Annotated in this window: 14 protein-coding genes; 10 read left to right on the forward strand and 4 right to left on the reverse strand. The window is 69.9% G+C overall.

All coding sequences use genetic code 11. From position 1 onward, the window contains the following. Positions 1–2: 2 nt before the first annotated feature. The 3 genes from MYMAC_RS05360 to MYMAC_RS05370 all read left to right on the forward strand — a co-directional run bounded on the left by MYMAC_RS05360 (position 3) and on the right by MYMAC_RS05370 (position 3848). Positions 3–1148, forward strand: coding sequence for a glycosyltransferase family 4 protein (locus tag MYMAC_RS05360; protein WP_095957309.1), 1146 nt, complete (start codon positions 3–5; stop codon positions 1146–1148). 127 nt (positions 1149–1275) lie between these two features. Continuing rightward, positions 1276–2763: an MraY family glycosyltransferase gene (locus MYMAC_RS05365; RefSeq protein WP_095957310.1), complete on the forward strand. Its 1488-nt coding sequence runs from the start codon at positions 1276–1278 to the stop codon at positions 2761–2763. Next, positions 2763–3848: a nucleotidyltransferase domain-containing protein gene (locus MYMAC_RS05370; RefSeq protein ID WP_239989358.1), complete on the forward strand. Its 1086-nt coding sequence runs from the start codon at positions 2763–2765 to the stop codon at positions 3846–3848. The genes MYMAC_RS05365 and MYMAC_RS05370 overlap by 1 nt, the downstream gene beginning before the upstream one ends. 90 nt (positions 3849–3938) lie before the next feature. Here the strand turns inward: MYMAC_RS05370 and MYMAC_RS05375 are convergent, their stop codons facing one another. Continuing rightward, complete coding sequence (locus tag MYMAC_RS05375) at positions 3939–4316, reverse strand: DUSAM domain-containing protein (RefSeq protein ID WP_013935786.1); 378 nt, start codon at positions 4314–4316, stop codon at positions 3939–3941. A 9-nt stretch (positions 4317–4325) separates the two neighbouring features. After that, entirely contained in the window at positions 4326–4748 is a 423-nt protein-coding gene (locus MYMAC_RS05380; protein WP_095957311.1) for a hypothetical protein, read from the reverse strand. A gap of 167 nt (positions 4749–4915) precedes the next feature. On the opposite strand from MYMAC_RS05380, the gene MYMAC_RS05385 reads away from it, so the two are divergent. Further along, on the forward strand, positions 4916–5266 hold the full coding sequence (locus MYMAC_RS05385; RefSeq protein WP_239989359.1) for a hypothetical protein: 351 nt from the start codon (positions 4916–4918) through the stop codon (positions 5264–5266). Positions 5267–5544: 278 nt separating this feature from the next. On the opposite strand, the gene MYMAC_RS05390 is transcribed toward MYMAC_RS05385, so the two are convergent. Together MYMAC_RS05390 and MYMAC_RS05395 are read right to left on the reverse strand one after the other, a co-directional pair. Beyond that, entirely contained in the window at positions 5545–5925 is a 381-nt protein-coding gene (locus tag MYMAC_RS05390) for a DUSAM domain-containing protein (protein WP_095957312.1), read from the reverse strand. 3 nt (positions 5926–5928) lie between these two features. Next, positions 5929–6357 (reverse strand): hypothetical protein, encoded by a 429-nt coding sequence (locus MYMAC_RS05395; RefSeq protein ID WP_204817404.1) that lies wholly within the window; start codon positions 6355–6357, stop codon positions 5929–5931. 227 nt (positions 6358–6584) lie between these two features. On the opposite strand from MYMAC_RS05395, the gene MYMAC_RS05400 reads away from it, so the two are divergent. The 6 genes from MYMAC_RS05400 to MYMAC_RS05420 all read left to right on the forward strand — a co-directional run bounded on the left by MYMAC_RS05400 (position 6585) and on the right by MYMAC_RS05420 (position 12630). Beyond that, positions 6585–7493: a DUF2381 family protein gene (locus MYMAC_RS05400; protein WP_239989609.1), complete on the forward strand. Its 909-nt coding sequence runs from the start codon at positions 6585–6587 to the stop codon at positions 7491–7493. A gap of 5 nt (positions 7494–7498) precedes the next feature. Next, on the forward strand, positions 7499–9304 hold the full coding sequence (locus tag MYMAC_RS05405; protein WP_095957314.1) for a serine/threonine protein kinase: 1806 nt from the start codon (positions 7499–7501) through the stop codon (positions 9302–9304). 151 nt (positions 9305–9455) lie between these two features. Further along, positions 9456–10709 (forward strand): serine/threonine protein kinase, encoded by a 1254-nt coding sequence (locus tag MYMAC_RS05410; protein WP_095957315.1) that lies wholly within the window; start codon positions 9456–9458, stop codon positions 10707–10709. Positions 10710–10833: 124 nt separating this feature from the next. Continuing rightward, entirely contained in the window at positions 10834–10989 is a 156-nt protein-coding gene (locus MYMAC_RS36650; protein ID WP_013935778.1) for a hypothetical protein, read from the forward strand. Between the two features lie 196 nt (positions 10990–11185). Beyond that, on the forward strand, positions 11186–11929 hold the full coding sequence (locus MYMAC_RS38525; protein ID WP_095957316.1) for an immunity 52 family protein: 744 nt from the start codon (positions 11186–11188) through the stop codon (positions 11927–11929). A 266-nt stretch (positions 11930–12195) separates the two neighbouring features. Further along, the gene (locus tag MYMAC_RS05420; RefSeq protein WP_095957317.1) at positions 12196–12630 is read left to right on the forward strand and encodes a YciI family protein; all 435 of its coding nucleotides are present in this window, start codon (positions 12196–12198) and stop codon (positions 12628–12630) included. The last annotated feature ends 14 nt before the right edge of the window (positions 12631–12644 follow it).

The raw sequence follows: 12644 nt of genomic DNA on the forward strand, positions 1-12644 counted from the left end.
CCATGCGCGTCTTGCTTGGCATCCACCATCCCCTGGACCCGAACATGGGCGCGCCGGGCGTGACGCTCGCGCTGGGGCAGGCGCTGGCGGCGCAGGGCTGCCAGGTGGATTACTTCAGCTACGACGACGCCTATCCCGGCCTGCGGCACCACACCACCCTGCACGAGCTGCGCTTCCCGTGGAAGCTGACCGCGCACCTGCTGCGTGAGGCGGAGCGGTACGACGTGCTGGACATCACCACGGGGGATGCGTGGCCCTGGATGCGCCTGGGCCGTCCCGGGGCGCGGGCGCGGCATGCCCTGGTGACGCGCAGCCACGGCCTGGAGCACACCTTCTCCGAGCGGCTGCGCGCGGACGCCCGTGCGGGGCACCTGACGCTGAGCTGGAAGTACCCGCTGTACCACGGGGGCTACCGCCTCTGGGAGGTGCGCCAGTCCCTGCTGCGGGCGGACCACGCCGTGCTGCTCAACACCCAGGACGCCGCCTACGCTGCGGAGCGGTTGGGTGTGCCGGCGCACCGGATGAGCGTCGTACCCCACGGGCTGGAGGTCGCCTTCCACGGGCTGCCTCCGCCCGCGCCCGGCGCGCCTGGTGCGCCCTTGCGCGTCGCGTGCGTGGGGAGCTGGCTGGCGCTCAAGGGCCGCGCGGAGATGGTGGACGCCGCCACCCGCCTGCAGGCCGAAGGCGTGTCCTTCACCCTGACGTTGTACGGCACGGGGAACCCGGAGGCCGAGGTGCTGGCCGCGTTTCCGGCCGGCGCGCGGGAGCGGGTGCGCGTGGTGCCGCGCTACGAACGCGCGGAGCTGCCGCGCCTGCTGCGCGACGAGGAGGTGCTGTTCTTTCCCAGCCACTCGGAAGGCTTTGGCATGGCGCTGGTGGAGTCGATGGCCAGCGGGCTGGTGCCCGTCTCCACGCCGGTGGGCGTGGCGCCCCAGGTCGTGCGTGACGGCCAGACGGGGCGGCTGGTACCCATGGGTGATGTGGACGCGCAGGTGGCGGCGCTTCGCTCACTGGCGGAGGACCGGGCTCGCCTGCTCGTGTTGCGCGGAGCCGCGCAGGCGGCCGTGAAGGACATGACCTGGCGGGACATCGCCGCGCGCACGCTCAGGCTTTACGAGCAGCTTCTCCGCTCTCCACGGACTATCTAGGAATGCGCCCGCCTGGCTGGACGGCAGGCGGACTCAAGGGCCCATTGCTTCACAAACCTATCGCACTCCAGCGTGCATTGACGCGTGAAGCCACCGGCCGTCACGATGCACGGACGGTGCGCGACCCATGATTACGCTCTTTGTCGCCTTCTTCGTCTCGCTGGTGGTGGCCCTGGCGCTCACGTTGCTCGTGCGCGACCGGGCCCTGGCGTGGGGGTGGCTGGACCAGGCGAACTCCAGCCGGAAGGTGCACGTCCGTCCGATTCCCCGGCTGGGCGGGGTGGGCATCGTCGGTGGTTTCTTCGCGCCGTTGTGCGCGCTGTTCCTGGTGGACTCCGGTGTGGGGCATCACTTCCGCTCCCACACGGACCTGGTGGTGGGCCTGTTCCTGGGCGGCGGGGTGATTGCGGCGCTGGGCCTCTACGACGACTTGCGGGGCGCGGGCGCGCGGCTGAAGTTCGCCGTCCAGTTCACGGTGGCGTTGGGCCTGTATGCGATGGGCTTCCGCATCGAGGTCATCGCCAATCCCTTCGGCCCGGAGCTGGTGCTGGGCGCGCTGGGCTTGCCCTTCACCTTGCTGTGGGTGGTGGGCGTGGTCAACGCGCTCAACCTCATCGACGGGCTGGATGGGCTGGCGGGCGGCGTGGCCTTCTTCGGCGTGGGCACCAACTTCATCCTCGCGCTGTCTCGCGGCGACGTGCTGCTGTCCCTGCTGATGGCGGCGCTGGCGGGCGCCATCCTGGGCTTCCTGGTGTTCAACTTCAACCCGGCCTCCATCTTCATGGGGGACACGGGGAGCATGTTCCTGGGCTTCGTGCTGGCGGCGGTGTCCATCAAGACGAGCACCAAGAGCGGCACGGCCGTGGCCATGCTGGTGCCGGTGATGGCGCTGGGGCTGCCTATCATGGACACGCTGCTGGCCATGGTGCGCCGCTCGCTCCTGGGCCGGCCGATGTTCAGCGCCGACCGCGAGCACATCCACCACCGGCTGATGAGCCACCTGGTGCTCAGCCACCGCGCCACCGTGCTCGTGCTGTATGGGCTGTGTGGCCTCTTCATGCTGGTGGCGCTGGCGCTCAACTTCGCCAGCAGCGTGGAGAGCGCCATGCTGCTGTGTGGCGTGGGCACGCTCATCGTGTTGCTGATGCGGCGGCTGGGCTACCTGGACCTGGGCCGCGCCCGGGGCATGCAGCAGGTTCGCCAGCGCAACCTCTGGCTGCGGACCATGGTGAAGGACGTCACGCGCGCGGTGCGCGGCGCGGCGTCGCTGGAGGGCGTGTGGAACGGGGTGCGCCCGCTGGCGGACGCCCTGGGCCTGGCGCGCCAGGAGCTGCGCTTCCAGCGCGTCCATCCGACGGGGCTCACGGACAACATCGTCTTCGAGGCGCAGCGGCCCGAGGGCCCGGGCATGCCGTTCGAGGTCAGCATCGCCATCAAGGCCGAGGGCGAGGTGCTGGGCGCGATGCTGCTGGTGTGGCGGGATGGCCGGGCGGCCATCAACCGCGATGAAGAGCTGGCGCTGGAGCAGGTCGCGGACGCGGTGGCGGAGAGCGCCGCGCGGCTCCAGCCCCGGACCGACGCCGAGCCCGGGCGCCTGGTGGCGCTGAGGAAGTGATGCCCGACGGGCACGCCGCGCCAGGCACCCGTGAGCAGACGTTGACGCCCGGGGGCGCGAGCGCGTTCCTGGCCTTGCTGCGCGCGTGGCCGGACGCACCCGCGGGCGCGGCGCCGGAGGGCGTGGACGCGGAGGCGCTGGTGCGCACGGCGGTGCGCCACGGGCTGGTGGGCTTCGTGACGCACGCGGTGAAACGGGCGGGTTGGGCCCTGCCCGAGCCCGCGCGCGCGTCCCTTCGCCGGGAGGCCCTGGGGAACGCGGCGCGGGCGCTGCGCGTGAAGACGCTGCTGCTGCGCTGCCTGGACGCGCTGGCGACGGTGGGGCAGGTGCCGGTGCTGCTCAAGGGGTACGGGCTGGCGCTGCGGCTGTACCCGGACCCGTTGCAGCGAGCCACCACGGACGTGGACCTGCTGGTGGCGCGCGCGGACGTGGGCGCCGCGGTCCAGGCGCTTGCCCTCGTGGGGCTCTCGGTGCGGCGGGACGACGGCGCCCGGCACGGGGAGGAGGACGCCCACCACCTGGAGCTGACGGGCCCCGCGGGGCTGGTGGAGCTGCACTACCGCGCGCTCGCGGGGTGGGGCGAGGCGCTGGAGGGGGACGCGCTGCTGGCGCGGGCGGAGGCGGGCGCGGTGGAGGGCCGGGCCGTGCGGTGGCTGCGGCCCGAGGACGAGGCCGTCTATCTATCGCTGCATGCGAGCAACCACGCGTTGCAGCGGCTGGCGTGGCTCTTCGATTTGAAGCTGCTGGCGCTGGCGGGGCCACTGGACTGGCGGGCGGTGGTGGAGCGGGCGCGCGGCACGGCCTTCCCCCACGCGGCTTGGTACGCGTGGGACGCGGCGCGGCGGCTGCTGGGGGCCCCGGTGCCGGAGGCGGTGCTGGCTGCGCTGGCGCCGCCGCGCTGGCAGCAGGTGCTGGCGCGGCGCTTCTTCTCCGCCGAGCGACTGGTTGGAGCGGCGCTGTTGGACAGCCGGTCGGCGTGGATGGCGGTGAAGGTGCTGCTGGCGCCCCGGATGGATTCCGTGGCGCGGTATGGCCTGCGCCGGGTTCGCAATGCCGTGCGCGCCAGGCTCCGCGGTCCGGGCTGAGCCGTGTCCGCTTCTCAAGGGCCCGTAGCGGCGGAGCGTGATTCCGAGCGGGCACGGCGCACGGAGTTGCCGCCGCGCCCGCTTTGTTCTTCATGAGTCGCCGTCGACTGCTCGAAGATAGGTGTTCAGGATGTTCATGTAGTGGGGCACCACTTCGACTGCGAGGGCATCCTGGAGAAGTTGGCGGGCGCCATCTGTGTCCCCGGCATCGCGACGGCGGTCCACTTCAACCAACGTGCGGGACAGGCGGCGCGAACCATTGGTGATGCGGGACGCAATCTCCCTGACGAGGGAGGCGGCGCTTTCGTCGTCCTGGAGCGCTCGTGCCGTCTCACCTTGTGGAATCCCTACGTCGTGCGCGGTGGCCTCGATAAGTGCGCGCGTCTCGGGGGTGAGGAAGGGCTGAACCGGGTCGGTGATGCGGCGGCTCAAGTCTTTGACCGCATCCCATTCTCGTTGAGTGGGCATGGAGTTCTCCTAGCGAGGGTGACAGTCCCGGAAGGGCCACTCGTGCTGTCCCTCGCAGTAGCGAAAGCATGCGTAGCAGTCCCCAATCCATCGAGGCTTCTTCTGGTCTCGGCACCGGACGTACTGCTCCATGCAGTGCTGCCGCCATCCATCGTCGGCACCGTCGTCCTCCTCTTCATTCGCCTTGTCTTGCGCGCGCCGCATGGCGGCATCCATGGTCGCGGTGTACGCGGCGGCCTCGCTCGCCGTGAGGCCGCACGCTTCGGGGATGCCCGGGTTGCGCTGGACGCAGCACGACACGGTGTCAGTGCAGGACGCCAAGGCATAGGCATCGCGGCGGCTGGCGGCGGTGGTGGTGGCACTGCCGGAGCACGCCAGCGACAAGGCGACCATGAGGCACAGCAGGCCCGGTGCGATGTGCTTGTGTCCCATGCTGATGCGTCTATCACCGTGGATGGGCCGCAGGCAGGGGCAAACTCACTTCACGGCATCCAAGTCGCTCATGTCCGGCCGCCGCGCACGAAGCGTCAGCCTCGCGCGGTGTAGACCGCCTCGGGCCGCGGCGCTCGGTTACGAGCACAGCCCACTCGCTTCACGATTTGAAGCTGCTGGCGCTGGCGGGGCCCCTGGACTGGCGGGCGGTGGTGGAGCGGGCGCGCGGCACGGCCTTCCCTCACGCGGCCTGGTACGCGTGGGACGCGGCGCGGCGGCTGCTGGGGGCCCCGGTGCCGGAGTCGGCGCTGGCCGCGCTGGCGCCGCCGCGCTGGCAGCAGGTGCTGGCGCGGCGCTTCTTCTCGGGTGAGCGGTTGGTTGGCGCGGCGCTGTTGGACAGCCGGCTGGCGTGGATGGCGGCGAAGGTGCTGCTGGCGCCCCGGATGGATTCCGTGGCGCGGTATGGCCTGCGCCGGGTTCGCAATGCCGTGCGCGCCAGGCTCCGCGGCCCGGGCTGAGCCGTGTCCGTTTCTCAAGGGCCCGTAGCGGCGGAGCGTGATTCCGAGCGGGCACGGCGCACGGAGTTGAACCGGAACGTGGAGGTGCCCGCGCTCCAGGAGGGCGGGCATCGGCCTGCGTGGCGCTGGGGCCGCGAGCGCATCAGGCGGCAGCAGTGGCACGGTGGCGCCCGATGGCTGCCGGGGCGGAATGGCGCGCTGCGCATCCGCAATAAGCTGCTCGCGCATCCACTCAATGCGTCGGCAGGGGTACGGCGGTAGTCGCGTCCCCGTTGTCGTCAGGGCTCGTCATCGAGGCCCTTGAGCTGGCTTTCGGCTATCTTTCGGTAGTGCGGCACCACTTCGACGGCGAGCACATTCCGCATTTCCTGGCGGGCGCTGTCGAAGTCTCCGGCCAGCCGGTAGCGCTTCGCCCGATAAAGAGCGTCCATGAGCCTGTCTGAGCCCTCGCCAATCCGCCGCGAGGACTCGCTCAAGAGGTCCAAGGCGCCCGCCTCTGTCGCGAGAGCGCGCGCAGCATCGGCGCCACCGATGCCTACTTCGGTAGCGGTGCGTGCCAGGAGTGCTTTCACGTCATCGGTCAGCGTCAGCGGCTCTCCGTTGTGGAGCACGCGCCGCGCGAGCGCGCGAATGGGGTCCCAGTCGAGTTCGTCGCTCATGAGTTACTTGTCCTTCGGATAGCACTTGTCGGCGGGCCATCGTTGCTGGCCCTCGCACTCGCGGAAACAGGCGTAGCAGCGCCCCTGCCAGCCGTCTTCTTTGCAGTCGCCATAAGCGCGGATGCAGCGACGCTTCCATTCGGGCAGTGCCGCGTTGTGGGAATCGTCCCATTCGGCGAGTGCGTCGTCGGCTGCCTCCACGGCCATCTTGACGCCTGCCATGTGCGAGGCGGCTTCGGCCGCCGTGAGGCCGCACGCTTCGGGGATGCCCGGGTTGCGCTGGACGCAGCACGACACGGTGTCAGTGCAGGACGCCAAGGCATAGGCATCGCGGCGGCTGGCGGCGGTGGTGGTGGTGGCACTGCCCGAGCACGCCAGCGACAAGGCGACCATGAGGCACAGCAGGCCCGGTGCGATGTGCTTGTGTCCCATGCTGATGCGTCTATCACCGTGGATGGGCCGCAGGCAGGGGCAAACTCACTTCACGGCATCCAAGTCGCTCATGTCCGGCCGCCGCGCACGAAGCGTCAGCCTCGCGCGGTGTTGACCGCCTCGGGCCGCGGCGCTCGGTTTCGAGCACAGCCCACTCGCTTCACCAGGCCACCAAGGCAGCCGCCTTCTTTGGTAGGGTCTCCGGCGGAGAACCCACCTTGCGTCGATTGGCTGTCATTCTCATCATCCTGAGGAGCATCGCCGCACCAGCGCAATCCCTCCCCGTCGCGCGCGAACGGCAGGAGCGACGGATGGCGCTGGGCGGAGCTGCCACGGCGCCGGTGCCCGAGCTGCGAATCGCCGCGGGCCTCGCGACGCTCCTCATCTTCGATGCGCCCCTCGACCGTGGCGCCATGGAGCTGGAGGGCCGCTCCCGGTTCCGGCTGGTGGACGTGGGCGAGCGAATCCTGGCGTTGGAGCCCCTGGAGGACCTGGGCCGGGGGGAGCGGTTGATGCTCCGGGTCCGCTATGCGGATGGTGCCTCTCCAGAGCAGGGGGTCTTCGCCCTCGTGACCCATGCGTCGGAGGTGGATGCGCGCGTGGAGGTCTTCCGGCGGCGAGACTCCGTCGAGGCGCTGCGAGCGGAGCTGGCGGACGTGCGCGCCCAGTTGGCTGCGCGGACACAGGAGCTGCGCGCGCTGCGAGCCCGGGGGGCCGCCAACGGCCCGGTCGGGCTGGTGATGGCGGGCCTCGTGGATGCGGTCGGCGTGAGAGGACGCAGGTTCAAGCGATTCGCCGTGACGAGCGGCACGTCGGGGCTGGACGTCTACGACGGGGCCTCATTCCAGGCCGCCACCTGGACCGTGGTCTCGCTCATTGTGCGGAATCACGGCGCCACACCCTGGGGCGCGGCCACCGCGAGGTTTCGCAGCGCGGCGAGTGGCGCGCGCATCGATGCGGCCACCGTCCGGATGCCGGAGCCATCGATCGCGCCAGGCGCGAGCGGGCGGGTCTTCATCGAGACGAGGGCGCTCTCCGCCAGGGACGGGGAGGTGTTCCAACTGGAGGTTGGAGATGGCGCCGAGCGAGAGCGGGTGCTCTCACTCCAAGTGACGCTTGATGCGAGGGTTGAATGAGGGGCATGTCTCACCCCGCGCTGCTCCAGCCCGGGCAGGTGGTGGACGGATGGCGCGTGGTGCGGATGTTGGGGGCGGGCACCTACGGCGCCGTCTATCAGGTGGAGAAGGACGGGCGGCACTTCGCGATGAAGCTCGCCATGCACCGCGCCAGCAGCGGGGACGCCGAGCAGGCGGACGCGCGGCTGAAGCGGGAGCTCGGGTGCCTCGTTCACCTGGAGCACGCCAACATCATCGCGTCCCGCGCGCACGGGCGGTGGCCGGACCTGGTCACGGGCTGGCTCTATGTCGTGCTGGACCTCGTGGAGGGGTACACCCTGGCCGAGTGGGTCGAGCGCACGCACCCCACGGCGCGAGAGGTGGTTCGCGTCTTCGGCAAGCTCGCAGGAGCCGTGGACTACATGCACGGCCGGGGCGTCTTCCACCGTGACCTGAAGCTGGGCAACATCATGGTGCGCGCGGCGGACGGCGAGCCGTTCATCCTCGACTTCAGCGCGGGCGACTACACGAACGCCGAGGACCTCACGGACGCGCCGCTGCCGCCGGGCACCCGGCGCTACCGCTCACCCGAGGCCGCGCGCTTCCTCCGGGAGAACGGCGACGACCGCGACGCACGCTATGCCTTCAAGGTGACGGACGACGTCTATGCGCTGGGCGTCTGCCTCTTCGACGTGCTGACCGCTCCCGAGCCCACGAGCGGCGCGTTCAAGGCGCCCGTCGAGGGACGGCTGATGCCGCCCCCGGCCCGGGAGGTGAATCCCCGGGTGCCCCAGGCCTTGAGCGACACGGCCATGTGCTTCATCGCCCGCCGGCCCGAGCAGCGGCCTCCGACGGCGGAGGTAATGCGACGCATGCTGGAGTCCTTCGCGGGGGAGGGCGGGCCGGAGTGGACCCTGCCCCTGCATCCCTCCGTGACGACGCCGCGGCTCGACCCGGCGACGGGGAGCGACGCCGTCCCTGCACCGCGTCAGTCCAGGCGCGTGCGGGCAAGCGTTGTGGGCGGCGTGCTGCTCTTGATGGGGCTGCTTGGCGCGCTGGCCTACCCTGGGTCCCGCTGGGCGTCCCCCTCCAGCGTCCCGGCAGGTGATGGTTCGCTGCCCCCTGTCGTCATGGCGGACGCGGGGGCCGTGGCGCGGCTGGCCGTGGCGCCACTGCCGTCCCTGCCCCGTGAGGACGGAGGTGCGCCACCTCTGCCGCCCGCTCGTTCACCCGCTGGGGTAGCGTTGCCGCCCCAAGCTCCCGTCCAGAAGGAAAGCCCCGCCGTGAAGCGTGCCCCCTCTGTTGCCAACTCGTCCGCTCCCCCAGCCAAGAAGGTTGTCTCCTCTCGTGCGCGCGGAGCGGAGTTCCTCGCGAAGTGCGCGGCCGCGAGCGCCGCCGTGGCGTTGCAGTTGGGGTGCCCTGGCAGCGTGCAGATGAGGCCCTCCTCGGGGGAGTGTCCCGCCGACGCGCAGCAGGCCATGCGGGCGCGCGGCTTGAGGACGATGGCCAGCGTCATGGTGGAAATCGACGTGAGCCGGAAGCCCGACGGCACCGGCCGGCGAACCTATGGCGATGGCCCCGTCCGCAGTCGCGTCACCGGGGCCACTCGGGGCATGCCCGAGGAGACGATGCTCTACGGACAGGTGTGGACGGGCGATGGGCGGTTCTTTGCGCGTTACACCCAGGCGGAGTACCCGGATGGGACCATCATCCCCGTGTGCTTTGTGATTGGCGCCGACGGGTCGGAGGAGGGCTATGAGGGGTCGAAGCCGGGAGCCGTCGTCTTCCAATTCATTCATCCCGCTTACATCGTCTATTCGCGCTGGCCCTGAGCGTGTCACTGTCAAAGTGATTTACGTTCTGCCAATGGCCACGGACTGACAGTGAAGACTGGCGCGCGGTGCGCGGGACCCGTGGCGTCATTCACTTCGGAGGGAGGGGGCGTTAGCTTGCCGTCTGTCTTTGCAAGGAGCGCCCCCTTTCATGTCCAACGTTGATGACCTCCGGACCACCGGGGGAGCGGTCCTCTTTCAGGTGGGGGACACCGCCTACGAGTTCCTCCAGACCCTCGGGACGGGCCGCAATGGCGAGCGGGTGATGCTCGCGCGTCGCCGGACCCCCGCTGGGTATCAGGGCAAGGTGGTGTTGAAGTGCGTGGTCCTGCCCGAGCGGAAGTTCGCCGAGGCGTATCCGCGCGCGCGTGCTCGACTGGAAGAGGAGGCGCGGTTGGCGCAGATGCTCCAGCATCCGAACATCGCCCGCGTCCACGGCCTCTTCGAGATGCGGTACGGGCTGTGCGCCGTCCTGGAGTGCGTGGAAGGCTTCAGCCTGGATGCGCTGCTCTCCATCGCCCAGGCGCGTGGGCGCTACTTCTCCGAGCCCTTCGTCTTGTACGTGTTCGCGGAGGTGGCGGCGGCGCTGGCCCACGCGCACTCGCGCACGGATGACGCGGGGGCTCCGCTGGGCATCGTGAACCGGGACATCAACCCTTCAGGCATCCGGCTGCGGCCCGGGGGCGCCGTCGCGCTGACTGACTTCGGTGTGGCCTTCTCGCGGCTGGCTGGGCGCATCGCCACGTCGTTGCCGCGTCCCAGAGGGGAGGCCCTCTATGCGCCACCGGAGGCCTTTCTGGGGGCGCGGGTGGACGCGCGAGGGGACCTGTTCTCGCTCGGCCTGACGATGCTGGAGTTCGCCACCGGGAGGCATCTGTACGACCCGGCCGACCTCCGAATCCCGGAGGCGGAGCCGCACCTCACGTTGGAGGAGCACCGGCGCGTCCTGGACGCCTCCATCCTGGCCATGGAGACGGGTCTGCCCTCCTTCATGGAGGATGCCCTCTGGTGTGCCATGGCCTACCGGCCGAGGGACCTCGCCCGCGCAACGGCCGGTGTGTCCCAGCCGTTGCGCGCCATCCTTCACACGCTGCTTCGCCGCAGGCCGGCGGACCGCTTCGCGTCGGCGGCCGAGCTGGAGTCGGCGCTGCGCGCGCGCCTGGCGGAGCTTGCGCCCTTCGGCCCGGCCGATGCGGTGAAGGAGGTCCAACAGGCGCTGCTCGAGGCGGGAGAGGCGCTGGAGGAGTTGGACCTGCTGGATGACGAGGGTGGCTTCGTCCCGGCGGGCTGGCGCGAGCACCCGGACCATGTCGAGACGCACCCCGGAGGCCGAGGCGCGGATGAGGTGACGACAGCTCCAGGGGCGGGTGCGCGTCGGACTGGGAAGGCGCCGCCGGCCGCCTGACGTCGGCACGCCCATTCTTCACCGCCGCTGATTCACCACCGGCTCGGGGCGAGCCGCCCCAGCCGAACGGGAGACGTGTGTCTTGCGTGCCTCGCTCGGGTCGGGGCACGCACAGGAGGCGTGTATGCACAGGACGCGAATGTGGCGCTACCTGACGCGGCTGGAGGCGACGACCTTGGCCTTGCTCCCTCGCGCGGGCGCGGGGGGCGACGATGGCTTCCTTCAGGTGGAGCCCACCCTCATCATCGAGCTACTCGGGAAAGGCTCAAGACCTCGTTGACCAAGCGCTGCGTCAGAGCAAGAGAGTCGCAGGCAAAGGCATCCGCATCGAGTGGCACGTCGCCGAGAAGCATGCAGCCGATGCCATCCGGAAATTGCTCAAGGGCAACAACGTCCATGGAATTTCCGTCATCCACACCCCGGCACGCTCCCTGGTACCTTGAAAGAAGCCCCTCATGATCACCTGACCCGCGCCGATGCCCTACCCTGAGACCTACTACGCTGGTGCCTATTGGGGTCCGCGACAGGAGTCCGCCGAAGCGTGTGCCCGACGAGCGGTGGCCTTCCTCGACCTGCTGGCCGCTTGTGACCCCTTTCTGGCGCACTGGAACAAGATTCCCAAGCCGCGCGGACGGGGACGCAAGACGCCCCTCATGCCGCCTGACCTCTCCATCCTGACCGAGGCATACCGGCGTGGTGTCAACCGGGAACCCGGAGGGCCGCCCATCGAAGACCTGGGATTGACCGTCTCGGCGTATAACGACGGCATTGGCGAGGACTTCGTGTCCTTGATGATGAGATGCGGGAGCTATGCGAAAGGCATGTCCAATGCGTGCGTCCTGTCCCTCCCCTCGGAGGGCGAGAACGCCGAGCGTGTCCTCACATCCTCCGTCCTGATGGAGGTGGTTCGAAGTATGGCGCTGGCCTGGGCGCCTGACTGGGCGGTGGCCATGTCTCACGCGTACCGGGACATGGACGACAGGCAGGACACGCAGGACATGTGGCTTGGCTGGGTGACCTACCTCGCGCGGCATCGGGGCACCGTGCCGCCGCTTCCCGCTCCTGTGCGCATCGAGCCCGTGGAGGACAAGGGCATGCTGATTGTCCTCACGCCCGAGCGCTTCACTGTGTCCAATCCGGAGCACGTGGCGCTGGCGCGCCGCGTGCGCGAACTGTTGGACAGAGCGGGGTTGTTGAGGCCGCTCCGGGGCGAATCGTAGGCGCAGAAGGGCTGGAGGGCAGACTTTTCGTGCCAGGCGGCGCCGCGAGGAGCGGGCCGGGCCTGCCCGCCGCATGAGCGGCAGAGCGGGCGCTCCGCCTCCCTGCGGAGCGCCTTCCAGCACTGTTTCGCAACCACCTGAGATTACTTCGCCTTTTCCTGAGCTGAGCCGCCAGGTCGATTTTCCTGGGCCGTGTCGATCCGCATCCGGCTGATTCGTCGCCATTTCAGAACGGGGCGCAGGCCCCCCACTGAAAGGACGATGCGATGAAAGTCATGGTGCTCGTGAAGGCGACGAAGAACTCCGAGGCCGGCGTGATGCCCAGCGAGAAGGAGTTCGCGGACATGGGCAGGTTCAACGAGGAGCTGGTGAAGGCCGGGGTGATGCTCGATGGAGATGGCCTCAAGCCGAGCAGCGCGGGCAAGCGCATCCGGTTCTCGAACGGAACCAGGCGTGTCATCGACGGTCCCTTCGCCGAGACGAAGGAGCTCGTGGCCGGCTATTGGATCTGGCAGGTGAAGTCGATGGAGGAGGCGATGGAGTGGGCGCGCCGCTGCCCGGACCCGATGCCCGGCGAGGAGTCGGACCTGGAGCTCCGCCCCTTCTATGAACTGGAAGACCTCGGCGCCGGCTTCATCCCGGAGCTGCGTGCCCAGGAGGAGAAGCTGCGCGCCGAGTTGGACCAGCGCCGAGGCTCCTGACGCGAGGGGCGGTG

Source organism: Corallococcus macrosporus DSM 14697, assembly GCF_002305895.1.
Taxonomy (GTDB): domain Bacteria; phylum Myxococcota; class Myxococcia; order Myxococcales; family Myxococcaceae; genus Myxococcus; species Myxococcus macrosporus.

What these genes read in the sequence shown, in the direction of transcription:
- MYMAC_RS05360 (WP_095957309.1), top strand. Translation starts at nt 3, where the DNA reads ATGCGCGTCTTGCTTGGCATCCACCATCCCCTGGACCCGAACATGGGC.
- MYMAC_RS05365 (WP_095957310.1), top strand. Translation starts at nt 1,276, where the DNA reads ATGATTACGCTCTTTGTCGCCTTCTTCGTCTCGCTGGTGGTGGCCCTG.
- MYMAC_RS05370 (WP_239989358.1), top strand. Translation starts at nt 2,763, where the DNA reads ATGCCCGACGGGCACGCCGCGCCAGGCACCCGTGAGCAGACGTTGACG.
- MYMAC_RS05375 (WP_013935786.1), bottom strand. Translation starts at nt 4,316, where the DNA reads ATGCCCACTCAACGAGAATGGGATGCGGTCAAAGACTTGAGCCGCCGC.
- MYMAC_RS05380 (WP_095957311.1), bottom strand. Translation starts at nt 4,748, where the DNA reads ATGGGACACAAGCACATCGCACCGGGCCTGCTGTGCCTCATGGTCGCC.
- MYMAC_RS05390 (WP_095957312.1), bottom strand. Translation starts at nt 5,925, where the DNA reads ATGAGCGACGAACTCGACTGGGACCCCATTCGCGCGCTCGCGCGGCGC.
- MYMAC_RS05395 (WP_204817404.1), bottom strand. Translation starts at nt 6,357, where the DNA reads ATGGGACACAAGCACATCGCACCGGGCCTGCTGTGCCTCATGGTCGCC.
- MYMAC_RS05405 (WP_095957314.1), top strand. Translation starts at nt 7,499, where the DNA reads ATGTCTCACCCCGCGCTGCTCCAGCCCGGGCAGGTGGTGGACGGATGG.
- MYMAC_RS05410 (WP_095957315.1), top strand. Translation starts at nt 9,456, where the DNA reads ATGTCCAACGTTGATGACCTCCGGACCACCGGGGGAGCGGTCCTCTTT.
- MYMAC_RS36650 (WP_013935778.1), top strand. Translation starts at nt 10,834, where the DNA reads ATGCACAGGACGCGAATGTGGCGCTACCTGACGCGGCTGGAGGCGACG.
- MYMAC_RS38525 (WP_095957316.1), top strand. Translation starts at nt 11,186, where the DNA reads ATGCCCTACCCTGAGACCTACTACGCTGGTGCCTATTGGGGTCCGCGA.
- MYMAC_RS05420 (WP_095957317.1), top strand. Translation starts at nt 12,196, where the DNA reads ATGAAAGTCATGGTGCTCGTGAAGGCGACGAAGAACTCCGAGGCCGGC.